This is a genomic window from Pricia antarctica (genome assembly GCF_900101815.1).
GTDB classification, from domain to species: domain Bacteria; phylum Bacteroidota; class Bacteroidia; order Flavobacteriales; family Flavobacteriaceae; genus Pricia; species Pricia antarctica.
The window spans coordinates 298,908-323,149 of the sequence record NZ_FNAO01000008.1 but is presented as its reverse complement, the minus strand read 5'-3'; the positions used below and the strand labels follow the sequence as shown (position 1 = coordinate 323,149).

19 protein-coding genes and 1 riboswitch are annotated in these 24,242 nt (G+C 44.9%); of the genes, 9 read left to right on the top strand and 10 right to left on the bottom strand.

The annotated features are described in order from the left end of the window. Positions 1-64: 64 nt before the first annotated feature. Entirely contained in the window at positions 65-1,225 is a 1,161-nt protein-coding gene (gene egtB / locus BLT07_RS16870) for an ergothioneine biosynthesis protein EgtB (protein ID WP_091872103.1), read from the bottom strand. A gap of 157 nt (positions 1,226-1,382) precedes the next feature. Here egtB and BLT07_RS16865 point away from each other — a divergent pair, with 157 nt between their 5' ends. Next, positions 1,383-1,979: a 3-keto-disaccharide hydrolase gene (locus BLT07_RS16865; protein ID WP_091872099.1), complete on the top strand. Its 597-nt coding sequence runs from the start codon at positions 1,383-1,385 to the stop codon at positions 1,977-1,979. A 5-nt stretch (positions 1,980-1,984) separates the two neighbouring features. Here the strand turns inward: BLT07_RS16865 and BLT07_RS16860 are convergent, their stop codons facing one another. Next, positions 1,985-2,809, bottom strand: a complete 825-nt coding sequence (locus tag BLT07_RS16860) for a thymidylate synthase (RefSeq protein WP_091872317.1) — start codon at positions 2,807-2,809, stop codon at positions 1,985-1,987. Positions 2,810-2,972: 163 nt separating this feature from the next. Beyond that, positions 2,973-3,752, bottom strand: coding sequence for a hypothetical protein (locus tag BLT07_RS16855; RefSeq protein WP_091872095.1), 780 nt, complete (start codon positions 3,750-3,752; stop codon positions 2,973-2,975). Between the two features lie 428 nt (positions 3,753-4,180). Here BLT07_RS16855 and BLT07_RS16850 point away from each other — a divergent pair, with 428 nt between their 5' ends. Further along, positions 4,181-5,731 carry a M20/M25/M40 family metallo-hydrolase gene (locus BLT07_RS16850; protein WP_091872092.1) on the top strand — a complete coding sequence of 517 codons (1,551 nt, stop codon included), beginning with the start codon at positions 4,181-4,183 and terminating at the stop codon, positions 5,729-5,731. Positions 5,732-5,873: 142 nt separating this feature from the next. Here the strand turns inward: BLT07_RS16850 and BLT07_RS16845 are convergent, their stop codons facing one another. The 6 genes from BLT07_RS16845 to BLT07_RS16820 form a co-directional block, all read right to left on the bottom strand. Next, entirely contained in the window at positions 5,874-6,320 is a 447-nt protein-coding gene (locus tag BLT07_RS16845; protein ID WP_091872088.1) for an ASCH domain-containing protein, read from the bottom strand. Between the two features lie 323 nt (positions 6,321-6,643). Then, the gene (locus BLT07_RS16840; protein WP_091872084.1) at positions 6,644-7,603 is read right to left on the bottom strand and encodes an alpha/beta hydrolase; all 960 of its coding nucleotides are present in this window, start codon (positions 7,601-7,603) and stop codon (positions 6,644-6,646) included. Between the two features lie 211 nt (positions 7,604-7,814). Continuing rightward, the gene (locus BLT07_RS16835; RefSeq protein WP_091872080.1) at positions 7,815-9,263 is read right to left on the bottom strand and encodes a NupC/NupG family nucleoside CNT transporter; all 1,449 of its coding nucleotides are present in this window, start codon (positions 9,261-9,263) and stop codon (positions 7,815-7,817) included. A gap of 15 nt (positions 9,264-9,278) precedes the next feature. Beyond that, the gene (locus BLT07_RS16830) at positions 9,279-9,908 is read right to left on the bottom strand and encodes a bifunctional nuclease family protein (protein ID WP_091872076.1); all 630 of its coding nucleotides are present in this window, start codon (positions 9,906-9,908) and stop codon (positions 9,279-9,281) included. Between the two features lie 87 nt (positions 9,909-9,995). Then, positions 9,996-10,964, bottom strand: a complete 969-nt coding sequence (locus tag BLT07_RS16825) for an electron transfer flavoprotein subunit alpha/FixB family protein (RefSeq protein WP_091872072.1) — start codon at positions 10,962-10,964, stop codon at positions 9,996-9,998. Between the two features lie 19 nt (positions 10,965-10,983). Then, complete coding sequence (locus BLT07_RS16820) at positions 10,984-11,724, bottom strand: electron transfer flavoprotein subunit beta/FixA family protein (protein ID WP_091872069.1); 741 nt, start codon at positions 11,722-11,724, stop codon at positions 10,984-10,986. Between the two features lie 166 nt (positions 11,725-11,890). Between BLT07_RS16820 and BLT07_RS16815 the strand changes: the two genes are divergently transcribed. The 5 genes from BLT07_RS16815 (at position 11,891) to BLT07_RS16795 (ending at position 20,040) form a co-directional block, all read left to right on the top strand. Beyond that, positions 11,891-12,868 (top strand): pyruvate dehydrogenase complex E1 component subunit beta, encoded by a 978-nt coding sequence (locus BLT07_RS16815; protein WP_091872066.1) that lies wholly within the window; start codon positions 11,891-11,893, stop codon positions 12,866-12,868. A 147-nt stretch (positions 12,869-13,015) separates the two neighbouring features. Further along, on the top strand, positions 13,016-15,511 hold the full coding sequence (locus BLT07_RS16810) for a DUF5686 family protein (RefSeq protein ID WP_091872063.1): 2,496 nt from the start codon (positions 13,016-13,018) through the stop codon (positions 15,509-15,511). A gap of 258 nt (positions 15,512-15,769) precedes the next feature. Continuing rightward, positions 15,770-16,297, top strand: coding sequence for an inorganic diphosphatase (locus tag BLT07_RS16805; protein ID WP_091872060.1), 528 nt, complete (start codon positions 15,770-15,772; stop codon positions 16,295-16,297). A gap of 120 nt (positions 16,298-16,417) precedes the next feature. Beyond that, positions 16,418-18,793, top strand: a complete 2,376-nt coding sequence (locus tag BLT07_RS16800; RefSeq protein WP_091872057.1) for a sodium-translocating pyrophosphatase — start codon at positions 16,418-16,420, stop codon at positions 18,791-18,793. Positions 18,794-19,035: 242 nt separating this feature from the next. After that, on the top strand, positions 19,036-20,040 hold the full coding sequence (locus BLT07_RS16795) for an App1 family protein (RefSeq protein WP_091872054.1): 1,005 nt from the start codon (positions 19,036-19,038) through the stop codon (positions 20,038-20,040). Here the strand turns inward: BLT07_RS16795 and BLT07_RS16790 are convergent, their stop codons facing one another. Then, a complete protein-coding gene (locus BLT07_RS16790) occupies positions 20,041-20,655 on the bottom strand; it encodes a deoxynucleoside kinase (RefSeq protein WP_091872051.1) in 615 nt (204 codons plus the stop codon). It abuts the gene before it with no gap. 396 nt (positions 20,656-21,051) lie between these two features. Between BLT07_RS16790 and metK the strand changes: the two genes are divergently transcribed. Further along, complete coding sequence (gene metK, locus BLT07_RS16785; protein WP_091872048.1) at positions 21,052-22,308, top strand: methionine adenosyltransferase; 1,257 nt, start codon at positions 21,052-21,054, stop codon at positions 22,306-22,308. 148 nt (positions 22,309-22,456) lie between these two features. Beyond that, a riboswitch (SAM riboswitch) is annotated at positions 22,457-22,606 on the top strand. Positions 22,607-22,903: 297 nt separating this feature from the next. After that, the gene (locus BLT07_RS16780; RefSeq protein WP_091872044.1) at positions 22,904-24,184 is read left to right on the top strand and encodes an O-acetylhomoserine aminocarboxypropyltransferase/cysteine synthase family protein; all 1,281 of its coding nucleotides are present in this window, start codon (positions 22,904-22,906) and stop codon (positions 24,182-24,184) included. Positions 24,185-24,242 lie beyond the last annotated feature (58 nt).

Here is a 24,242-nt window from a genome sequence, read left to right as displayed (position 1 = left end):
GCACTCACTTTATTTGCGGTAAGTCGCAACTATTGCAATTTGCTTACTGCCACTGTTACATGGTTTATTTGGCCAATCGCAATCCCGTAAACTGCCACCGCAGCCCGGTCTGGAAAAAATTGCGATAAGTCGATCGGGTATGCTTTTTTGGGGTCGCCACCGAACCGCCACGCAACACTTTTTGGTTGACCATAAACTTGCCGTTGTATTCGCCCAAAGCCCCGTCGGCCTTTTGGTAGCCAGGATAGGGGAGGTAGGCGCTTTCGGTCCATTCCCAGCGTTTTCCCCACGGGAAGCATTCCTGTGCCGCTTCCCATTCGAACTCGGTGGGCAGTCGGCAGCCTTTCCATTGGGCAAAGGCGAAGGCTTCATAATAGGATAGGTGGGTCACCGGGGCGTCACCATCTATTTTTTGGAGTCCGTTTAGCGTATAATGTTGCCATGTTCCCTCGACATCGTGCCAATAGAGCGGTGCGGAAATGTTGTTCGCGTTGACCCAATCCCATCCCTCTGCATGCCAGAGGTCGAACTTCTTGTAGCCTCCGGCATCGATAAACGCAATATATTCGGAATTGGTTACGAGTTTATTGGCTATTTTGTAAGAATGTAGGTACACTTTATGCCTTCCCAATTCATTATCATAACAGAAACTGTCGGCGTTGTGCCCGATGTCATAAATACCTTCATCCACCGAAATCCAATCCATTTCATGCCTTTCAATAGAATGTTCTTCAAAACCTTCCGAATATTTCGGAAGTAGCGGATTATTTCCTAAAATATATTTGATGTCCGTCAGCAGAAGCTCCTGATGTTGTTTTTCGTGATGGATACCGATTTCCAACAAATCATTCACTTTTTGATCTTGATTTTCGGTAAAAAAGTTTTTGATGGCCTGAGTAACGTGGTCACGATAGGCATATACTTTTTCTACGGATGGTCTCGAAAGATTACCGCGGTCCGCGCGCACCACACGTTTCCCAACTGTTTCGTAATAGCTGTTAAACACGAAGGAAAAGTCGGTGTCGAAGATGGTATATCCTTGTGCATGGGGTTTTAAGATGAACTCTTCAAAAAACCAAGTGGAGTGTCCCAAATGCCATTTCGGGGGCGACACATCAGCGATAGGCTGCACTACGTAGTCTTCGATTTCCAGCGGTTCACAAATATTTTCCGTGTGTTGTCGGGTTTCCAGAAAGAAATCCAAGAGAGAATCGGTAAGGATCATAGCATTCTTATTTGGCCTTAAAGATAATTAATCCCCAAAAGATGCCCGATGCTCAATACAGTTTTAGACGGATGCATTTGTAATTTATTCATAGAAACGTCACAAATTGGATTTATTTTTTTACTTTTCTTCGGAATAACCTTAAATACAATACACGATGATAAGAATCGGAATACTAGTTTTGTTTTTTATAGGATGCCTATATACGGCCACCGCCCAAGAACCAAAGATGAAAAAAGCGTTCAACGGTAAGAATTTAAAGGGATGGACCGTGCCGGAAAACAATATTTGGTGGTCCGCCAAAGACGGACTGCTCTTAGCCCAAAGTGGCCCGAAAAAAACGGGAAATATCCTTTGGACAGAAAAGAATTACAAAGATTTCATCATCGAAACGGACTTTAAATACGGTGAAGGCACGGTCGACACGGGTATATTTTTAAGGAACGAAGACCAACAAATACAAATGGGCATATCCGGCTCGTTAAAACGCGATATGACCGGTTCACCATACATCCCCGGAAAGAGTTATCCTGTAGAGGCGGAAGGCGTGGCCGACGTGTTGAAACCCAAAGATTGGAACACCATTAAAGTCAAGGCCGTCGCCAATGTATACACCGTTTGGATAAACGGTACCGAAGTGCTCAATTTCGAATCCGCCGATGTACCCGAAGAAGGCCCCATCGGACTTCAATTGCATCCGGGCAACGAGATGCAAGTTAGTTTTCGGAATATTAGGATCGGGGAGATTAAATAGGTGAATTAAATCGCCACAACCCCCTTAATATGCGGATGCGGATTATAATCCGTCAACGTAAAATCATCAAACGTAAAATCGAAAATATCCTTCACTTCAGGATTGATCACCATTTTGGGCAACGCCCGTGGCTCACGGCTTAACTGTAGCTCGACCTGTTCCATATGGTTGTTGTATATGTGGGCATCACCGAAAGTGTGGATAAACTCTCCCGCCTCATACCCACAGACCTGCGCCATCATCATCGTAAACAAGGCATAGGAAGCGATATTAAAAGGCACCCCCAAAAAGATATCCGCGCTACGTTGGTAGAGCTGGCAAGATAGCTTTCCGTCGGCCACATAAAATTGGAAAAACGCATGGCAAGGCGGCAACGCTGCCTTTCCATTGGCCACATTCTCCGAAAATGATTTTGAGGTATCGGGCAGCACACTCGGGTTCCAAGCGGAAACTAGCATACGCCGACTGTTAGGATTGTTTTTTAGGGATTCGACCACCTCTTTAATCTGATCGATTTCATCACCGTTCCAGTTGCGCCATTGGCGGCCGTATACCGGTCCGAGATCACCCTTGTCATCGGCCCATTCGTTCCAGATACGAACCCCGTTTTCTTGAAGGTAGCCGATATTGGTATCTCCTTTCAAAAACCAAAGCAGTTCATATACGATGGACTTCAAATGCAGTTTTTTTGTCGTCACCATCGGAAAGCCCTCGCTGAGGTCGAACCGCATTTGGTAGCCGAAAACGCTTAGCGTACCGGTTCCGGTGCGGTCGCCTTTTTGATGGCCGGTTTCTAGGACGTGTTTTAGGAGGGTGTGATATTGTTTCATACTGCTTTTCTTACTTACTAAAATTTTTGACGTCTCGGATAAAAACAGTGCGGCTGGCAAGCTTGATTTTACCTTTAGGAAAATCAGGCGTAGCAAGCGAGCCCGGAATTTCTATTTGAAACTAATTTAAGCATTGTTTTAATATTTTGTTGTACACTGGCTTTTAGTTAATTCTAATAATTTTGGAACCTAAATCCTCCATTAAATAAACACGATCAAAACTGGTGTTTAGTGAATAGTCCGCATTTTTGTCAAGAACATAAGACGTAGAAGATGTTGTATCTAATAATAGCAATAACCAATACTCTTTTAATCCACTTTCACCTCTTTTGTATTTTTCTATATTGTTCTCTTTGTTTTTAACTCTTGTTATCAGTAGTTCTTTAGGTAAATATTCTGGAGCTGCATAATTTTCCTCATATTCAAAAACGAGTAAAGAATGTGACATCATTTTCAATTGAGTTAAAAAGGGAGGCATTTGGTATTCTTTACCTAAATATTTCTTGTAAATAGTGTCAACAATAATTTCAGCAATATTTTTCTTTTGATGTTGTTTGAAATCGAAGCCTTCCCGAATGGAAATATAAATTAGGATATTTAATTCAGGATATGTTTCTAGAAAAATCCTCTCAGAATATTCAATTAAAGATCTTATCTTCGAAATATTTTCACCTTTTGAGTTAAAAATGCGAGTATGTTCTAATCCTTTCAAAAAACCTTTATGCTCAATAATAAAATCTGGACTCGGAGGGAATCCTTTTTCTATTATTTTAATCGATTCATTGATATCTTTGGAAAATTTTGCTACTTGACAAACTTCTAATATTTCCTTTTGAGGGAGTGTGTTTTTATTTAAAATAGGATTAATAATATCTTTTAACTCATCCGATTTCTTTTTAAAGTCAGAAACGAGCTTTTTTAAATGTTCTTGATTAATATTCATTTATTTTGAAACTTGTGTTCAACAATGGACTCCTATAATCCTTGCTTAAATACTTTTAACATGCCTTTAGCTATAAAAGAGTTTGAGCTTAGACATGGTAAAAATAGCGGATTCCAATAGCTAAAAGCGTGTAATCTTAGCTCTAGTTTTCAGATTTTATCAACGAAGAAAATCTTGATTCAAAAGTACGCCATCATTCGTTTTGTCTGGTGAGCGCGGTCTGATGTTCACGATAGAGCCATCACATCCATAACCAATGGCTTCATTTACTCGTTCTTAAACCGTATCCCGTAGTTTTGCTATCCATCCATCATTAAAATACTGATTACGAACACCCTAGAGATTAGGGTGGCCCTTATCGTTGGCGGGATGTGTTGTGCTTTCGTTATTCTTTGTTACATTGTAACCAAATAAACCCCTATCATCGAATGAAAATCTTTTCTAAAATCAGTATCGCATTCCTTTTAATAGGATGGTCTGCCATCGGCCAAACAAAATCACAGGCACTTTCTAAAATTAATACCGAAGGCTTTCAGAAATCGCAGGTCATGCGTCTGATTTCCGACTTGTCCGATGTTTACGGTCCTCGGCTGACCGGAACGGATCAGTATTATACAGCGGCGGAATGGGCAAAGACGACCTTGGAAAATTGGGGTGTCGATAAGGTGTATTTCGAAAATTATTGCGAAGACTGCATGGGTTGGGAAGTAAAATCGTTTAATGTAGAAATGACGGAACCTGCCTATATGAAAATACAAGCGTATCCGTATGCGTGGACAGAAAGCTCAGATGGTGTTCAAATCGGGGATTTGATTTGGATTGAAAGTTATACGGATTTAGAAAAAGTAAAAACGCAATGGAGCGGAAAATTACAGGGAAAGACCATATTGGTAGGATCGGTGCCAGAACAGAATATGCTATTCGAGGTACTTTCAACACGATTTACCGACGACCAAATTGCCGAAGCTGAAAAATCAATTGTACCGGTACCGAACAATCCCTTGGGGCCGTCAGCGGGGGATATGGATTTGATCGAGGATCTAGAGGTTATTTTCGAAAGTTTTATGAGAAAAGACGATGCCTTTTTTTCATTCCTAAAAACGGAAGGCGCTTTAAGTATTTTAGGGACTACACCATTTTTTCCGGGCATTGTACATCCGAGCGGCTCCTATAATTTTAGGGAAAGCCATGAAAAATCAGTTCCCTATTTTGCCATTTCGCCGGAAAGTTTCGGAAAATTAAAACGCTTGATTGATCGGGAAATCAATCCAAAGATAAAATTTCATTTGGATTCGGAACTCTATTTAAAACCTGAAAACAATGTGAATATTATCGCAGAGATTACAGGTTCAGATTCAAAATTAAAGGATGAGGTTGTTATGATCGGGGCACATTTTGACTCTTGGCACCCGGCATCCGGGGCTACGGATAACGGAGCGGGATCGGCAGTGATGATGGAAGTGATGCGAATTATTAAAGCTTCCGGTTTAAAACCAAAACGAACTATTAGAATTGCACTTTGGGGCGGTGAGGAGCAAGGCTATCTCGGTTCTATGGCCTATGCAGAAAATCACTACGGAAAGGTACATGAGACCTCTAGAAAAAAAGAGGTTGAAAAAATTTCGGCCTATATTAATATGGATAATGGTGCCGGACAAATGCGAGGGCTGTATTTGCAAGGAAACGAAGCGGTAAAACCTATTTTTGAGGAAATGCTGTCACCCTATGAACATTTGGATGTCAATAATCTAACTATTCAAAACACAAATTTTACGGATCATGACGTGTTCGATTATTACAAAATTCCCGGTTTTCAGATCATTCAAGATAAATTAAACTATAGTACCGTAACACACCACACCAATTTAGATGCTTTGGAATATGTTCCAGAACGTGATATGATGATAAATGCAACGGTAATTGCGGCACTTGTGTATCAAATTGCAGAGCGGGAATCACGATTGCCAAGAGAAGAGTAAAGGGTAATACCTCATAAACTTGCTTTCAGAAAGGGCATTTTTTAAACGGGCTTTTTAACGAAGGCCATAGTTAGTTATTCGTGGCTATAATACGGCTTGACATCTATGTAAATAAGAGGGGGAATAGTTGAAAGGATAATCCCTATTTTTTTGGCCAAATGGTTTCAAATTTTTCGCAGACTATGAGCATATCTTCGGTCGGCTTCTTTCCGCTTTCTTCCAAAGCGTTCGCAAAAAAGTCCCAATGTGCTTTTTTCCATTTTTTGAGCGGTTCAATGGTCGTACCCATATCCATTTCAGCGTATGCTGCGGAAATCTGATGGAAAGGAATGGTATCTACTTTTATGGTTTCAATTATCGCCCTTGCTTTTCCATCAAAATCCGTTACAATACTTTTTGTTCCGATTTTTGGTAAATCGGCATTAACTTCTTCGTACCAATGATATAAATTAGAACCTGCTTTCTTTTTTCCGTTTACAATCAATTCCGCTAAGCGATTGGCGTCCGCTTCATTGTCATGGAAAAATGTCGATTCAGGTAGTTCTTCTTTTTTAAATTCTGGGTTTGATTCGGTAAAGGCGTTCCACATTTCTAAAACGCTTTGGTCAACACCGTTTTCGGTGTTTATTCCATTTTTGGTTTGGCTTTGTCAGCTCAATAAAATGAAGTAAAGAAAGATTTTAGTGGTTTCATTGTTTTTGGATAGTAATAATACAGATTTGCATAGCGAATTAAAAATTTCAAGTTGGCGTGTTCTATTTTGAATACGGCTGTATGTATTTCACTTATTGCTCGCCATTTTCCTTTCTCACTCGAAGTGCATATTATTTTACATGGCGAAAGGTTTTGCATCGATACGATAGGCTATCAAAGCAATTACGATCAAAATCGTAATCCCCGTATGTAATTTTCTCACTCCGCCGATTTGGCCGCCATAAAGCCATTAACATCCAACCAGTATACAAACGCATCAAACCAACGGTTGCTGGTTCGATCGGGATTTCCGAGACCAAAACCATGACCTCCATTTTGGTACAAGTGAAACTCAACGGGGATCCCCGCTTTATACCATGAATCAATAACGCCAAACTGACCTCTGAAAAGAAAGTCATCGGTGGCGATTACATTGAACATGGGTGGAGCGTTCTCGGGAACTTCGACGGCACCCATGCCACCGTAAATTGGACCGATAAAAGCCAAGTCCATTGTTGTGGAATTCAACGTTGAGTGCATGGTGAGACCGGCACCGGCAGAAAAACCGATCATCCCGATTCGGTCCGTATCCACGCCCCACTCCTCAGCACGCTCGAGTATAAGGGCGTAGGCTGCCTCGGCATCCTCAAGTTGGTCGGACAAGTCATCTCGCTGTGGTTGTGGTGGCGCTACCGCTTTGGTAGAATCGGAAGACGCTGCAGATTCGGTAGGTGGGGTTCTTGGCCGATTCATCCAAGCCTTGAAGTCATCGAGCGATTCTGCGGTTGGGCGTAGCCGGTATTTGAGTACAAACGCGGTGATGCCCTTTTTGGCAAGGGCCTCTGCTACCTCCCATCCTTCGTTGCCCATCGAAAGCCATCGGAAGCCTCCACCTGGTGCCACAATCACGGTTGCGCCGTTTGCGGTGCCGGGTTCGGGCAGAAACGGGGTTAGGGTCGCAGTGGTAATGTTTCGGGCCATCGGGTCTCCCCACTGGCGGAACCAAGTTTCTTTGGCAGGTTGATCATCGACACCACCAGTGCCGAGCGGAATGGCGTTTGGCTCTTTCGGTGCTTCTAATGGAGTAATCGTTCCATCTTGAGCCCATATTGATTCGGCAAATATAAATAACAAAACATATAGCGCTGTTTTCGTCAAATTTCTTAGCATAGGATTCATAAGGAGTGGATTTAAAAATATAGCATCTAAATATAGTGTATTTTCGACACTTATGCTGAATTTTCTCATTTAATCATAAAGTCAAATTATCGTAGGTGGATGAGGTTCATTGTTGAAAAAAGGGTGTATTCTACATTACCTGACAAAAAGACCTACCGAACGAACTTGAAAATTTGGGTTGGAGTTTATAAGTCAAAAGATGACAACCTCACTACCCCAATATCATCCCCGCAATCGTTGCCGAAAGCAGTGAAGCGATAGACCCGCCTAAAACGGCCTTCAACCCAAATTCGGAAAGCGTTTTGCGTTGTCCGGGAGCCAATGAACCGATACCGCCGATCTGAATACCAATAGAAGCGAAGTTGGCGAAGCCACAAAGCATATAGGTGGCCATGATGACGGATTTGTTATAGGATAAATTGGCGCCTGTGGCGAGGTCCTTGAGTTCGGCCAGTTGAATATAGCCGACGAATTCGCTGGCGACCAATTTGATTCCTAGTAATTGGCCCATGAGCATGATGTCTTCGTTGGCGACACCAATGAGCCACATGAGCGGGGCGAAGAGGGTGCCTAGAATCGCTTCCAAAGAAAAGGTTTCGTAAGTGGTATTGGCGGCAATCCATCCGTTGAGGGAGGTGAGGTCGCCGGCATATCCCAAGATGCCGTTGATCATGGCGATCAGGGCAACGAATACCAAAAGCATGGCGCCTACGTTTACCGCGAGTTTGAGACCTTCGGTGGTGCCGTTGGCGATGGCATCTAAAGCATTCGAACCTATTTTGGCGTTGGAAACTTCTACTTCGGTGTTTACAGGCTCGGTCTGGGGGTAGAGCATTTTAGAGATGACAATGGCACCAGGAGCCGCCATCACCGATGCGGCTAAAAGATGTTTGGCAAAGACGAGCTGCAGTAGCTTGTCCTCTCCTCCTAAAAACCCGATATAGGCGGCCAATACGGCTCCCGCTACGGTAGCCATCCCGCCGATCATCACGAGTAGGATTTCGGATCGGTTCATTTTTTCAAGATAGGCCTTGATCAATAACGGGGCTTCCGTTTGGCCCAAAAATATATTTCCGGCTACCGAAAGGCTTTCCGGTCCGGAGATGCCGAGGCTTTTGGACAATAGCCATGCCAGCGCTTTTACTACCTTTTGAATAACGCCCAAATAGAAAAGCAAGGAGGTCAGGGCGGAAAAAAAGATTATGGTCGGCAGTACCTGAAAAGCAAATATATAGCCGAAGGTGTTGGTATCGACCACGAGCCCCTCGAACAAAAATTTACTTCCTGCCCTCGTATATCCTAAAATACTGATAAAAACCTCCCCTACGGCCTCGAATCCTTTTTGAATAAAGGTAACTTTCAAAACGCCTATGGCGATAATCAATTGAAGTGCCAGCCCAATCCCCACGGTCTTCCAATTGATCGCTCTACGGTTCGAACTGAACAAAAAGGATAGTAAAAGAAGTACCAACATCCCCAGTAAACCCCGGGAAACGCTACTAATGGAAATACCTTGATTGGGAACGATTTCCGCGGCGTTTTCGGAAAGCACATCATTGATAATTACTCCTTCAACGGCATCCAGACCGAGAGAATCTTGTGCTACGGCCGGAAAAATAAAAAAAAGGGCCAGCAAGAGAATCCAGAGGGTGCGTTTCATTAAACGTTTGCTAAATTAATTGCGTTTGGAAATCTCGTCGCGAAGCTTGGCGGCCTTTTCGTAGTCTTCATTGGCGACGGCCTTATCGAGTTCTTTGTTGAGTTCGTCTATCGAAAGTTCGGTATATCCGTCGGAGGCACCGGATTCGATTTCGACGGTATCCCCTTCCTGTAAGATTTCGTCGACTACGATGCTTTCATTATTGCCTTCTTTTTTGCTGTCCTTGGACGAAAATTTAAGAAAGATACCGGCCTTGTCCAAAATGGTCTTGTACGTGAAAATTGGCGCATTGAAACGGAGGGCCAAAGCGATGGCGTCGCTGGTACGCGCATCTATAATCTCCTCAATTTTATCTCGCTCACAGATGATGCTGGAATAAAAGACGCCGTCGACCAATTTATGGATGATGACCTGTTTGATGACGATTTCGAAGCGATCGGCGAAATTCTTGAATAGGTCGTGTGTCAAGGGTCGTGGAGGCTTGATTTCTTTTTCAAGGGCGATGGCTATCGACTGTGCCTCGAAGGCTCCGATGACTATAGGCAATTTACGGTCACCTTCTACCTCGTTCAAAATGAGGGCATAGGCGCCGTTCTGCGTTTGACTATAGGAAATTCCCTTAATTTTTAATCGTACTAAGCTCATAGGCTATAAAAATACAAAAAGGCTACTTAAATATCGGGCTTTCCAGACATTTTAAGTAGCCCCGTTGGGCGCGCAAATTAACAAATATTACGCGTTTTGCGCTTTAAATTCCTTTAATTTTTCGACGAGTTTGGGTACCACTTCAAAGGCATCGCCGACGATTCCGTAGTCCGCTGCCTTGAAGAAAGGGGCTTCGGGGTCGTTGTTGATGACCACTTTGGTCTTTGAGGCACTGACTCCCGCCAAGTGCTGAATGGCTCCCGAGATACCTACCGCTACATATAAATTAGCGGCAACAGGTTTGCCGGTTTGCCCCACGTGCTCGCCGTGTGGGCGCCATCCCATATCGGAGACGGGTTTGGAACAGGCGGTAGCCGCCCCTAGCACATCGGCCAATTCTTCGATCATTCCCCAGTTTTCCGGTCCTTTCATTCCGCGTCCTCCGGATACTACTATCTCGGCATCGGCGATGGTGACCTTGCCGGCCACCTTATCGATATCCACTGATTTGACGGAGAAATCACCGTCGCCCAATTCGGGACTGAAATCTTCTACTTGGGCATCGGCCTGGTTTTCTTTCAGTCCAAATGCGTTGTTAGAGACTCCAATAATCTTGATATCAGTGCTGATTTCGGTATGTGCGAAACCCTTGTTGCTGAAAGCGGTACGTTTCACTTTAAAAGGGGATGTGCTATCGGGGGCCGCTACTACATTCGGCACGTAGCCGGCCTTCAGTTTGGCGGCCAAAATGGGCGCCAAAAATTTACTGTTGGCACTTGAACTGACCACCACGACCTTGGCGCCTTCTTTTTCTGCCCCTTGGGCGATCACTTTGGCATACGCCTCGGCGTTGAAAGTTTTTAAAATATCATGGGTCACGTTCAAAACTTTCGAAACCCCATAGGCTCCCAAGTTTTCGTGCTCGGAAGCGTTGAAGGATATCGCGGTTACCGAAGTCCCCATCTGATCGGCCACTGCTTTGGCATAAGAGGCCACTTCAAAGGCGTTCTTCTTAAATTTTCCGTTTTCGGATTCTGTATATACTAATATGGACATGTTTCTTTTTGTTTGGAATTTATATCACCTTCGCTTCATTATGCAACAGATCTACCAACTCATCGACCGAGTCGACCAGTTTAACCTGCCCTTTTGCAGCCGGTTTGTCGAAACTGACGTCTTGGGTGGCTTTCGTGGCGTCAACGGGTTCGACAACGTTGAGCGCTTTTTTCCGGGCCATCATGATACCCCGCATATTGGGGATTTTCAGGTCGCTTTCCTCTACCAAACCTTTTTGGCCGCCAATGACCAGCGGCAAGGCGGTTTTTACCGTCTCTTTTCCACCGTCGATTTCACGGATTGCGGTTGCCGTATCCCCTTCGATTTCAAGGCTGATACAGGTGTTTACAAAATTCATACCTAACATCGTGGCCAAAATACCGGGCACCATCCCACCGTTATAATCGATGGATTCCCGTCCGGCGATTACTAAATCGTACTCGCCATTTTTCACCACTGCCGCCAGTTGCTCGGCTACAAAATATCCATCGGTAGGTGCCACATTTACCCGAATGCCTTCATCGGCACCTATGGCCAAAGCTTTGCGCATAGTCGGTTCGACCGTAGCTTCACCGACCGTCGCAATATGTACGGTAGCTCCCTGTTTTTCCTTGAACCACATGGCACGTGTGAGTCCGAATTCATCGTTGGGGTTAATGACAAATTGCACCCCGTTGGTATCGAATTTCGTGTCGCCATCGGTAAAATTGATTTTCGATGTCGTATCGGGTACGTTACTTATGCAAACCAATATTTTCATTTCCTTTACTCTTTTAAAATTGTCTCTACGAAGATAGCTATAAATTCCGAAAAAAGCTATGCATGCATAATAAATTTTATCCCTTTTTTGATGGGATGGGGTGATGGGTTGCCATATATTTTCCTATTTTTGCTTGCGCTAAAAGCCTCAGGAAAAGATTAAGCTTATGAAAACGTTACAATTTAGGGAAGCCATTGTCGAAGCGATGTCCGAAGAGATGCGGAATGATGAGTCCATATACCTTATGGGCGAGGAAGTGGCGGAATATAACGGGGCTTACAAGGCGTCAAAAGGGATGTTGGACGAGTTCGGCGCCAAGCGCATTATCGACACGCCGATTTCCGAACTGGGTTTTTCCGGTATCGGGGTAGGCTCTACCATGACGGGCTGCCGACCGATTATCGAATTCATGACCTTTAACTTTGCCTTAGTGGGTATCGACCAGATTATCAACAATGCGGCCAAGATCCGTCAGATGTCCGGTGGGCAATTTCCCTGCCCCATCGTATTTCGTGGTCCCACGGGCTCTGCGGGGCAATTGGGCGCCACGCATTCCCAGGCTTTCGAGAGTTGGTATGCCAACTGTCCCGGTTTGAAGGTCGTCGTACCTTCCAATCCTGCGGATGCCAAGGGATTGCTGAAATCGGCGATCCGTGACGATGACCCGGTTATTTTTATGGAATCGGAGCAGATGTACGGGGATAAAGGGGATGTGCCTGAGGGCGAATTTACCATCCCGATCGGAAAGGCCGATATTAAAAGGGAAGGTACGGACGTGACCATTGTATCTTTCGGAAAAATCATAAAGGAGGCCTATAAAGCCGCCGAAGAACTTGAAAGGGAGGATATTAGCTGTGAGATCATCGACCTGCGCACCGTATATCCTTTAGATTATGAGGCCGTACTCAAATCTGTCAAGAAAACCAACCGACTGGTCATTTTGGAAGAAGCTTGGCCTTTCGGGAACGTTGCTACCGAAATTACCTACCATATTCAGGCGCACGCTTTCGATTATTTGGATGCACCCATCCAAAAAATCAACACTGCCGATACACCGGCGCCCTATTCCCCGGTGTTATTGAAAGAGTGGCTGCCGAACCACCAAGATGTGATCAAGGCTGTTAAGAAAGTGTTATATAAATAAAGGATACAGATACTAAGGGTACTTTTGCTTCGTTGACGTAGGTCGGCGGAGCATTTTTTATGGACGGTTTTCAAATCAAAACCTCCATTGCAAAGGAGTTCGTGATACGTTAGTTGTACCATGGGTGTCGTCAACGAAATAATTTAGATGAAAAGAATCCTCATACCGATTTTCCTGCTCATGGTTGCATTTTCGTATGCGCAGACCAAGGTCGGTGGCGTCATTATTGACGAAGCTGGCGTGACGGTGCCCTTCGCCAACGTGCTCTTTAAAGATTCGCAGGAAGGTACGATTACCAACGACGATGGCAGGTTCTATCTAGAATCGGACACTACCTATCCAACGCTGATCGTATCGTTTATCGGCTACGAGACCCAAGAGATCAACTTGTCCCAAAAGGTGAACTATGATATGAAAATCACCATGGTCGAGTCGAGCGAGCAGCTGAAAGAAGTGGTGCTAATCGCGGGCAAACAGTCCAAAAAGAACAATCCCGCTATCGATATCCTCAGAAAAATCTGGGAAAAGAAACGCCGAAACGGACTCAGTTTATTCGATCAGTATAAATATGACAAATATGAAAAGGTGGAGTTCGATCTGAACACCATCGACAGTTCGGTCATTAAGAGCCGTGTCTTCAAAGGCCTTGAATTCATGTTCAAAGACCTTGATACCTCTCGAATAACCGGAAAGACCTATCTGCCGATATTTCTGAACGAAAAATTTTCGAAAGTGTATGGCGATAATATCCTACAGACCGAAAAGGAAGATGTACTCGGCAGTAAAAACTCCGGTTTCGAGAACAATCAGTCCATTACCGCCTTTGTGCAAGACATGTACGCCGAATACAATGTGTACAATAACTACATCAAATTTTTTGACAAGAGTTTTACGAGTCCCCTTTCCAAAACGGGCATTGACGTCTATAATTACGCGTTGCGCGATAGTGCTTTCATCGATAACAAATGGTGCTATAATATCGTGTATTATCCCAGGCGTAAGAACGAATTGACCTTTAAGGGCGATTTTTGGGTCAACGATACTACCTATGCTATCAAGAATATCAATCTGCAGGTGGTCAAAAGTGCCAATCTGAACTGGGTCAAGGACGTTTATATCGAGCAGGATTTCGACGTGCTCAACGATAGTGTTTTTCTGTTGAAGCGGGATTATATGCTGACGGATTTCAGTTACAGCAAAAAGGAAAAATCCCGCGGTATCTACGGAAAGCGGACGACCGTTTACGACCGCCACCAGTTCGACCAAGAGCGACCAAGGGATTTCTACAAAACGGAGAGCAATCCGTTCGACCCGATCGTAATGACGCGGGACACGACGTTTTGGACCAACAACCGCCTCGAATCCTTAAACAAGGATGAAAAAGGGGTCTATCAACTATTGGATACCTTAAAGACAGTTCCCAAGTTCAAATCTTACTATAATATTGTCAGTATTTTGGGTTCCGGCTACATAGAAGTCGATAAATGGAACATGGATATCGGCGATGTTTATAGTGTTTTTGGCTATAACGATGCAGAGGGTATTCGCCTACGTGGCGGGGCGCGCACTTATTTCGGCCAGAACGACCTTTGGCGCCTGGAAGGGTATATGGCCTATGGCTTTAAGGATCAAAAAGGCAAATATGGGGTATCCGGAAAGTGGCTGGTCGATAAAAAGTCCCGCTTGATCATTTCCGGGGGCAATCGCCGTGATATTGAACAATTGGGACTAAACCTGACCGCTACCAATGATGTTTTGGGGCGGAGTATCGCATCCTCTTCGGTATTTACCGTTGGGGCGAACGATCGGTTGACCAATATCAATCTGAGTACTTTTAATATAGAGATGGAACCGATTTCCAATTTTCGAATACGTATCGGTAATTCGTTCCGTACACTGAGTTCCGCATTGCCCGATGCCTTTAGTCTTGATTATGTCGATGCCAATGCTGCGGGCGGTATATCCTCCGAAATACAACAGTTCGACGTGAATACCACGCTGATATATACGCCTGGCAAGCGTACCATCGGTTTTGGGGTCGAACGCAGTGATATCAATGACGATTATAGTACGCTGTTATTGAACTACACCCGAGGCTTGCAAGGTTTTCTGGAAAGTGATTTCAATTATAGTAAACTCCAGTTTTCCTATAGCCAACCTTGGGTACTAGGTGGTTTCGGACGATTGCGGAGTACCGTGGAAGTAGGAAAGACCTTTGGGGAAGTGCCGCTCGGCCTCTTGAACGTCATCCCCGGAAATCAGACCCTATTTTCGTTGTACAACACCTTTCCCAATCTCGATTTTTATGAGTTTGTGACCGATACGTATGTCTCCGTTCATTTAGAACATAATTTCAACGGCCGCTTGTTTTCGAGGATACCCATTTTGCGAAAGCTCGACCTGCGGGAAATTGTAGGATTAAGGGGAGTCTGGGGCGAACTGTCAGACGAGAACATCGCCCTGAATGCCCCTACAAACATACCCTTGCAGGCACCCAACGATAAAATCTATTATGAATATTCAGTTGGCATTGGCAATATTTTCAAGATTTTTAGAATTGATTTCAACTTCAGGGGCAATTATTTGGATGCCCCCGAAGCGAGGCCTTTCAGTGTGACGGGAACGTTCGGATTTAATTTTTAACGCACAATTTAAAACAGTCTCTAGCAGTCTCTAGGACCTTTCGGATTTTCCCCCGACCCAAATCTGCCAAGTTTTCGAAGACCTGTCGGATTTCTCCACATGCCATATCTGCCAAGTTTTCACAGGGGTGTCAGGTTTTAGTCGGATTTTCTAACGATATTACCTGCGAATATCCAGTTAACGTAAAAAAGGCATACTTTAAAGCGCTCATTCACTAATCTCATTTTCGTACCTTTGCAGAACTAAAAATCCAAAGAAATGTCCAAAAAAGCAGATCTAACCTTCGACGTGCTTATTGAAATCCCTAAAGGGAGCCGAAATAAATATGAGTATGATTTTACGCTGAACAAAATTCGTTTTGATCGGATGCTTTTTTCCTCGATGATGTATCCAGGCGATTATGGCTTTATTCCCGAGACGCTCGCATTGGACCAAGATCCGCTCGATGTGCTGGTACTGGGTGCCGAACCGACCTATCCGATGGTGGTGATGCAGGTGAGGCCGATCGGCGTCTTTCACATGACCGATGAAAAGGGACCTGACGAAAAAATTATCTGCGTACCCGTTTCCGATCCGATATGGAGCAATAACAACGATATCAGCGATTTGAATCCACATCGTTTAAAAGAGATAGAGCACTTTTTTAAGGTCTACAAAGACCTCGAAAAGAAAAAGGTCGATACCGGTGGCTGGGGCAATGTCGATGAAGCCGTCGAGATATACCACCAATGTGTAAAAAGATATGTAGAAAGCGACCATAAAGACCGACGAACCTTTATGATTTAGAGGATAAAATTCTCCCTGAAAATTAAGCGTAGAAAAAGCCATCTTTATAAATAAGGATGGCTTTTTTTATTCTAGTCAATTTTATTACTTTAGCCCCCGTTAAAAAATACCTAACTGAATATGGAAATACTAGTAAATTATTTATGGGTTTTCGGAATTGTGGCCCTTGTGTTCGTTTTTATTAAAAATGCTTGGGTCGCCAAGCAAGATGAGGGCGATGCCAAGATGGCGCGAATCGCCAAAAATATCGCCGATGGGGCGATGTCGTTCTTGAAAGCGGAGTACAAGATTCTCTCGATTTTTGTTTTGGCTGTAGCCGTTCTACTTTATTTTAAAGGAAGCGCCGAAGCCGGATCACACGGAATGGTAGCCTTATCATTCGTTGTAGGTGCGGTCTGTTCAGGTTTGGCTGGCTTTATTGGGATGCGCGTCGCTACCAAAGCCAATGTTAGAACGACCCAAGCGGCCCGAACTTCTTTGGGCAAGGCTTTGGAAGTGGCCTTTGCCGGCGGTTCTGTAATGGGCCTTGGCGTGGTAGGCCTCGGCGTTCTAGGATTAAGCGGACTCTTCATGATCTACCAGAGTATTTGGCCCGGTGCCGAGAACTTGCAATTGGTACTCAACGTCCTCTCCGGTTTTTCTTTGGGCGCTTCATCAATAGCGCTTTTTGCCCGTGTGGGTGGAGGTATCTATACGAAAGCGGCCGATGTGGGGGCCGATTTGGTGGGCAAGGTGGAAGCGGGCATTCCCGAAGATCATCCTTTGAACCCCGCTACTATTGCCGATAACGTAGGCGATAACGTAGGTGACGTCGCCGGAATGGGCGCCGACCTTTTTGAATCGTATGTCGGTTCTATCATCGGAACCATGGTTTTGGGCGCTTTTATTATTACTCCGGATTTCGGAGGATTGGGAGCCGTTTACCTGCCGTTGGTACTTGCCGCGGTTGGAATAATCATGTCCATTATCGGAACTTTCTTCGTTAAGGTAAAGGATGGCGGAAATCCACAAACGGCATTGAACATTGGGGAATTTTTATCTGCCGGACTGATGGTCGCCGCTTCTTATTTTATAATCCACGCCTTGATTCCTGAATCCGTAGAAGGTCTACCTATGGGTGCGATGGGCATCTTTTGGGCAACGATCGCGGGTCTGGTTGCCGGTCTTGGTGTCGGTAAGATTACGGAATATTATACGGGAACGGGCATGAAGCCGGTAAACGACATCGTTAGGCAATCTGAAACGGGCGCCGCTACTAATATAATTGCCGGTCTCGGCGTTGGCATGATGTCCACTATGATACCTATTTTATTGATTGCCGCTGCCATATTGATTTCGCACCATTTTGCGGGATTGTACGGTATTGCCATCGCTGCCGTTGGGATGCTCGCGAATACAGGTATCCAATTGGCCGTTGATGCGTACGGACCGATTTCCGATAACGCAGGGGGTATCGCCGAAATGGCCGAATTGCCGAGCGAAGTTCGTGAACGTACCGATAAGTTGGATGCCGTTGGAAATACTACAGCTGCCATCGGAAAAGGTTTTGCCATCGCTTCGGCGGCTTTGACCGCCTTGGCGTTGTTCTCCGCCTTTATGAAGGTCGCCAATGTGCAAACGATCGATGTATCAAGACCTGATATCATGGCCGGACTGCTGGTAGGGGGGATGCTTCCTTTTGTATTCTCCGCCCTATCGATGAACGCGGTCGGGCGCGCCGCTTTGGCAATGATTGAAGAGGTACGTCGTCAGTTCCGTGATATTCCCGAACTGAAAGCCGCTTTAGCGGTTATGCGAAAATATGATTCCGATATGTCTAAGGCAACGGTAGAAGATCGAGCGATTTTCGATGCTGCCGATGGGGTTGCCCAATACGAAAAATGTGTGGAAATTTCTACGCAGGCCTCACTAAAGGAAATGGTTTTACCCGGATTGTTGGCGATCGCCGTACCCGTTGCGGTCGGCTTTATCGGTGGTGCCGAAATGTTGGGCGGTTTGCTCGCAGGGGTAACTACAGCCGGAGTTTTGATGGCTATTTTCCAATCCAACGCCGGTGGTGCATGGGACAATGCCAAAAAAATGATCGAATCAGACGGCCGTAAAGGTACCGATGCCCACAAAGCGGCGGTAGTAGGCGATACGGTCGGTGATCCTTTTAAGGATACTTCCGGACCTTCGTTAAACATCCTTTTAAAATTGATGTCCGTTGTCGCACTCGTTATCGCCCCAAGTATCGCCATGACCCAAACCGGCGTGGCCACTACGGAGAGTGCAAAAGAAATCAAGATTGAAATGCAGTCCGACAACAGCGACTTGGCCGAAGCGACCATTGCTTATACGGCAGTTGTAAACGGCGAAAAAGTAACCCAGGAAAAGGCATTCAGGGGTACACAGGCCGAGGTTAAAAGCCAATTGCAGGCTTTTGAGGATAGAACCGTTGAATCGAAAGGTTCCGAGACCGAGGTTACTATCGAAAGTATTGATATTCGGAAGTAGCATAAAGTCTCACATTATAAATATAGGGGAAGCCATCGAAATAAATACGATGGCTTCTTTTTTTTTGATATTTTTTGGCCTGACGACTGACAGGCGGGTTAAACATGACATAAACCTAAGCATAACATCCTGTGTACAAAATGAGCAATGAGTAAGCCGTCCTTTTGGGTGAGGGAACGGGAGTTTTCAAAGCGCTCCCCGCAACCTTCAACCTCCGCTGCTTTTCCCTATATTTGACCTCTATGGCTTGGTTCGGCAAAAAAGACAAACTTCAGATCATCACTTTTCAGAGCTACGGCACCGACACGCATTTTTATGCCCGGGGCAGGGCCTTGGAAGATGAAGAAATCGACCTTTCGAAAAAAGGCTTTTTCAACCTGCTGTGGAATTCTGTGAAACGCTTCGAGGTCGACGAGATTCGTAATACCGACATTACCATACAATTTCAGGATGGCAGAGCCATCACGGGAACTACGGATAAACGCGGCTACTATCGCGTGGAAACAACGGTCGAAAGTCTGAACCGCTTAGCCAATGATGAGGGATGGGTAAACTATGAAATTTCGTACTCGGATACCGCTTTGAAAAGAGAAATCCTACACCAGAACCGTTTTCCGGGAGAACTATTGATTCCTTCAAAAAAAGCCGATTTCGGTGTAATCAGCGATATTGACGACACCATTCTGAAAACCGGGGTGGTGTCTTCGCTAAAGTGGAAAGTGGTGTTCAATACCTTTTTTAAAAGACCGGATCAACGCACGCCCCTAAAAGGGGCCGCCCAGTTTTACGGACAGCTACACCGTGGGAAATCGGGCAAGGCCGCCAATCCTATTTTCTACGTCAGTCACAGTCCCTGGAACCTATACCGGTACCTAGAACTCTTCCTGACCAAAAACAATTTTCCTAAAGGACCCGTTTTGCTTCGGAATTTTCCAACATGGGGCGGCCTCGGTTCGGGGGGCGAAAAACCTCAAAAGCAGAAGGAAATCATCAACATCCTAAAAACCTACCCTGATCTCAAATTTATTCTTATCGGCGATAGCGGAGAACATGACGCCGATATCTATAAGGAAATTGCAGAATTACATCCCGATAACATCTTGGCCATTTATCTGAGAAGCGTTGACCATAAACGGAAGATGGAGCGGGTAAAAGGGCTCTTTGAAAAATATAAGGTAACACCTGTGCTTTTGGTGGAAAGTAGTGAGCAGGCGATCGAACATGCGACGGCAAACGGATTTATTTGATCAAAACAATCCATTAATTTCCGCATCGATCTTATTAATGACCGTACCCAGATCTTCGGGCTTATCCACAAAATTGATGTCATCAACATCGATGATCAACAGGTTTCCCTTCTCATAGTGATGTATCCAAGCCTCGTAGCGCTCGTTGAGCCGGCTGAGGTAATCGATGGAGATACTGTTCTCATATTCCCGCCCCCGTGTATGGATCTGACCAACCAAATTGGGAATCGAACTCCGTAAATAGATCAAAATATCGGGCGGCTGCACCAAAGTTTCCATCAATTCGAACAGGCTTTTATAGTTGGTGAAATCACGATTGGTCATCAGCCCCATGGCGTGAAGGTTGGGGGCAAAGATATAGGCATCCTCGTAAATCGTGCGGTCTTGAATGGTGTCTTTGCCGCTTTCCCTGATTTTTAGCACCTGGCGATACCGCTGATTGAGAAAATAGATCTGAAGGTTAAAGCTCCAGCGTTCCATTTGATTGTAAAAATCGTCGAGATAGGGGTTGTCTACAACATCCTCGAAATTCGCCTCCCAATGATAATGCTTGGCTAACAGTCGCGTCAACGTAGTTTTGCCTGCACCAATATTTCCTGCGACCGCAATATGCATAAAGAATCAGATTAAGGGTTAGTGGTAAATGGGGAGTACAATATACAAAGTATCTTGGGGAAGATGAAGAATGCGTTGCGATTATAAACGCAAACAAGCTCAAAAATTTCTAATCCAATGGACTTATAATTTTTATTTCCTTGGCATTTATGTACTTTTGAACTGTTATTAAAAGAGGAAGGATTTGACTGATTGCAACCTCTTGTCCTGAACTTGTTTCAGGACCTAGCTTTTAAGGAAGTGAGATGCTGAAACCAGTTCGGCAGCCAGCTTCGATCGGGCTAGGTGCTGAAATAAATTCAGCATAAAAAATGCTAAAGCAGTTGATAAATTAGTTTTTATCATCTTCTTTTGGCGATACTTTCAAATCCGTTTCTATCCTAAAAAGTGAAAGTTATGTCCTATTTATTTACATCAGAATCCGTTAGTGAAGGTCATCCCGATAAAATTGCCGACCAGATCAGCGATGCTTTGTTAGATCATTTTTTGGCTTTCGACCCCGAAAGTAAGGTAGCCTGTGAAACTTTGGTCACCACCGGGCAGGTCGTATTGGCCGGTGAGGTAAAGAGCACCACTTACCTAGATGTACAGCAAATTGCCAGGGATGTTATCAATAAAATTGGATATACGAACGGTGAATATCAGTTCAGCGGTGATTCATGCGGGGTGATTTCACTCATTCATGAACAATCGAAGGATATCAATCAAGGCGTGGATCGGGAATCAAAGGAGATGCAGGGCGCGGGAGACCAAGGAATGATGTTCGGCTATGCCACAAAGGAAACGGACAATTACATGCCCCTAGCTTTGGATATTTCTCACAAAATACTTCAGGCGCTGGCCGATTTACGGAGGGAAAATAAGGAAATTGATTATCTACGGCCCGACGCCAAGGCTCAAGTTACCATTGAATATTCGGAAGATAACCTACCGCAGCGTATTGACACCATCGTGGTTTCTACACAACACGACGAGTTCGACACCGACGACGAAAAGATGCTCTCAAGGATTAAAAAGGATATTGTTTCTATCTTGATACCCAGGGTCAAGGCACAGTTGCCGCCTGCGATACAAAAACTGTTCGACGATCAAATCACCTATCACATTAATCCCACCGGAAAATTCGTCATCGGAGGCCCACACGGCGACACCGGGCTTACGGGCCGAAAAATTATTGTGGACACCTATGGTGGAAAAGGCGCCCATGGCGGAGGTGCCTTTAGTGGAAAAGACCCCAGCAAGGTCGATCGAAGTGCTGCCTATGCCGCCCGTCATGCCGCTAAAAATTTGGTCGCCGCCGGGGTGGCCGAAGAACTGTTGGTTCAAGTTAGTTATGCCATCGGGGTCGTCGAGCCTACCTCTATTTATGTGGATACCTATGGCACTTCGAACGTAGCATTGAACGATGGTGAAATCGCCATAAAAGTGGCCGAATTGTTTGATATGCGTCCTTTTGCCATTGAAAAACGCCTAAAATTACGAAATCCGATCTATTTGGAAACGGCTGCCTATGGGCATATGGGCAAAGAACCTGTAACGGTCAACAAAGTCTTTGAATCGCCGTACAGTGGTAGGGTTGAAAAGCAAGTAGAGCTGTTTACTTGGGAGAAGTTGGATAGGGTCGAGGAGGTTAAAGCGGCTTTTGGGTTGTAGTTTTCATTTGCTTAATACGGATTTATAAAAATAAAAAGAAGAACTTTAAAGGTAATGATCACCTTTCGGGCAATCTTTTTAAAGAATTGCGCATTAAATAGATTTCCATCCTTATATTTGTTTTTCAAAAGTTCAAACACATACTGATCGGTTATCAAGAAAGGTGGAGGGATTAGACCCTTTGAAACCTTAGCAACCCTCTGGCTTCCGATACTTATCGGCATGCTTGGAGAAGGTGCTACATTCTATCAAGTGCTGCCCCAAAATTGGGGGTTTTCAGTATCTTGGCAGATAACATAAACGAATTACTTCCCGTAATTTTCTTTCTTCATAGCCCAGAGACTGTTTTAAAACACGTCGATTGTTTTTTATGTCTTCTTTTGCGCATTACGTCGTTAAAATTTTAAACTGTAGCCCTGCTATGCTTGAAAATTTTGTCTAGTACTGCACAAAAAAGCCTATAAAAAATTCAATCACATATTTCAAAACTATCTCTAATTAATTTTGGCTATCCTGTTTATATAGGATGGTCTGCCTTTGGGTACGATGTTCCGAATGCTTTAAAGCAAAATATTAACAATTAAAACCAAAAATAATGAGTGATCCAAAATTTTCAACGAACGCCTTACATGCAGGTCATGACGTAAAGGCCCATGGCGGTACCCGTGCCGTACCCATTTATCAGAATACGTCGTATGTGTTCAATGACTCCGATCATGCGGCGAATCTTTTCAACTTATCGGAAACCGGATTTATTTACACCCGTCTAAACAACCCTACCAACGATGTGCTCGAGCAGCGCTTGGCAGCTTTGGAAGGCGGAATTGCCGCCGTGGTGACGGCCTCCGGCATGTCGGCCATCTCGACTGCGCTCTTGACGCTTTTACGAACGGGCGACCATATCGTCGCCTGCAACAGTCTCTACGGGGGTACCTACAACTTATTGAGCGTAACCCTGCCAAGATTGGGGATCACGACCACTTTTGTCGATGCTTCGGATACCGCGAATTTCACCAATGCGATACAGGAAAATACGAGAGCCGTTTTTGTGGAATCCCTAGGCAATCCGAAATTGGATGTATTGGATTTAAAGGCCATTGCTTCCGTGGCAAAAGCCGCTAAAATCCCCTTTATCGTTGATAATACCGTCGCCACTCCTGCGCTCTTGAATCCGATCGAATACGGGGCCAATATCGTCATCCATGCCCTTACCAAATATATTAACGGTAATGGTACTGCCCTTGGTGGTGCTATTATCGATGCGGGTACCTTTGATTATGGTAACGGTAAGTTTCCGGAATTTACGGAACCTTCGGCCGGCTATCATGGCCTGGTTTATCACGAAGCTTTGGGGCCGGCGGCCTTTATAGCCAAAGTAAGAATTGAAGGATTAAGGGATTTTGGGGGGGCCGCGAGTCCGTTCAATTCTTGGCAGATCATTCAGGGCTTGGAGACGCTCAGTGTGCGTATGAAGCATATCAGCGAAAACGCCTTGTCACTTGCCGAATGGCTGCAAGGAAGGGACGAGGTGACCTGGGTCAACTATCCGGGACTGAAATCGAGCAAATATTTCAAACAAGCCCAGGCTTACCTACCCAAAGGGCAAAGCGGATTGATAACTTTCGGGGTCAAAGGCGGATTCGAATCGGCAAAAAAGATGGCGGACAACACCAAGCTCTTTTCGTTATTGGCGAATATCGGGGATAGCAAATCTTTGATCATCCACCCCGCGAGCACCACCCACCAACAGTTGGACGATGCCGCTCAGGAATCTACGGGCGTTACCAAAGACCTGATCCGTTTGTCGGTAGGCCTTGAGGATCTTGAAGACCTGAAAGCCGATCTTGAAACTGCCTTTGCGACCCTTGAAAAATAGGTTTTGGCCTACTACTATAACCTGTCAGGTTTTAGGGAAAGTCCATTACCGATAGGAA

Bases quoted from the DNA above. Each gene is read 5' to 3' on its own strand.
- egtB (WP_091872103.1), bottom strand. From the start codon at position 1,225: ATGATCCTTACCGATTCTCTCTTGGATTTCTTTCTGGAAACCCGACAA.
- BLT07_RS16865 (WP_091872099.1), top strand. From the start codon at position 1,383: ATGATAAGAATCGGAATACTAGTTTTGTTTTTTATAGGATGCCTATAT.
- BLT07_RS16860 (WP_091872317.1), bottom strand. From the start codon at position 2,809: ATGAAACAATATCACACCCTCCTAAAACACGTCCTAGAAACCGGCCAT.
- BLT07_RS16855 (WP_091872095.1), bottom strand. From the start codon at position 3,752: ATGAATATTAATCAAGAACATTTAAAAAAGCTCGTTTCTGACTTTAAA.
- BLT07_RS16850 (WP_091872092.1), top strand. From the start codon at position 4,181: ATGAAAATCTTTTCTAAAATCAGTATCGCATTCCTTTTAATAGGATGG.
- BLT07_RS16845 (WP_091872088.1), bottom strand. From the start codon at position 6,320: ATGTGGAACGCCTTTACCGAATCAAACCCAGAATTTAAAAAAGAAGAA.
- BLT07_RS16840 (WP_091872084.1), bottom strand. From the start codon at position 7,603: ATGAATCCTATGCTAAGAAATTTGACGAAAACAGCGCTATATGTTTTG.
- BLT07_RS16835 (WP_091872080.1), bottom strand. From the start codon at position 9,263: ATGAAACGCACCCTCTGGATTCTCTTGCTGGCCCTTTTTTTTATTTTT.
- BLT07_RS16830 (WP_091872076.1), bottom strand. From the start codon at position 9,908: ATGAGCTTAGTACGATTAAAAATTAAGGGAATTTCCTATAGTCAAACG.
- BLT07_RS16825 (WP_091872072.1), bottom strand. From the start codon at position 10,964: ATGTCCATATTAGTATATACAGAATCCGAAAACGGAAAATTTAAGAAG.
- BLT07_RS16820 (WP_091872069.1), bottom strand. From the start codon at position 11,724: ATGAAAATATTGGTTTGCATAAGTAACGTACCCGATACGACATCGAAA.
- BLT07_RS16815 (WP_091872066.1), top strand. From the start codon at position 11,891: ATGAAAACGTTACAATTTAGGGAAGCCATTGTCGAAGCGATGTCCGAA.
- BLT07_RS16810 (WP_091872063.1), top strand. From the start codon at position 13,016: ATGAAAAGAATCCTCATACCGATTTTCCTGCTCATGGTTGCATTTTCG.
- BLT07_RS16805 (WP_091872060.1), top strand. From the start codon at position 15,770: ATGTCCAAAAAAGCAGATCTAACCTTCGACGTGCTTATTGAAATCCCT.
- BLT07_RS16800 (WP_091872057.1), top strand. From the start codon at position 16,418: ATGGAAATACTAGTAAATTATTTATGGGTTTTCGGAATTGTGGCCCTT.
- BLT07_RS16795 (WP_091872054.1), top strand. From the start codon at position 19,036: ATGGCTTGGTTCGGCAAAAAAGACAAACTTCAGATCATCACTTTTCAG.
- BLT07_RS16790 (WP_091872051.1), bottom strand. From the start codon at position 20,655: ATGCATATTGCGGTCGCAGGAAATATTGGTGCAGGCAAAACTACGTTG.
- metK (WP_091872048.1), top strand. From the start codon at position 21,052: ATGTCCTATTTATTTACATCAGAATCCGTTAGTGAAGGTCATCCCGAT.
- BLT07_RS16780 (WP_091872044.1), top strand. From the start codon at position 22,904: ATGAGTGATCCAAAATTTTCAACGAACGCCTTACATGCAGGTCATGAC.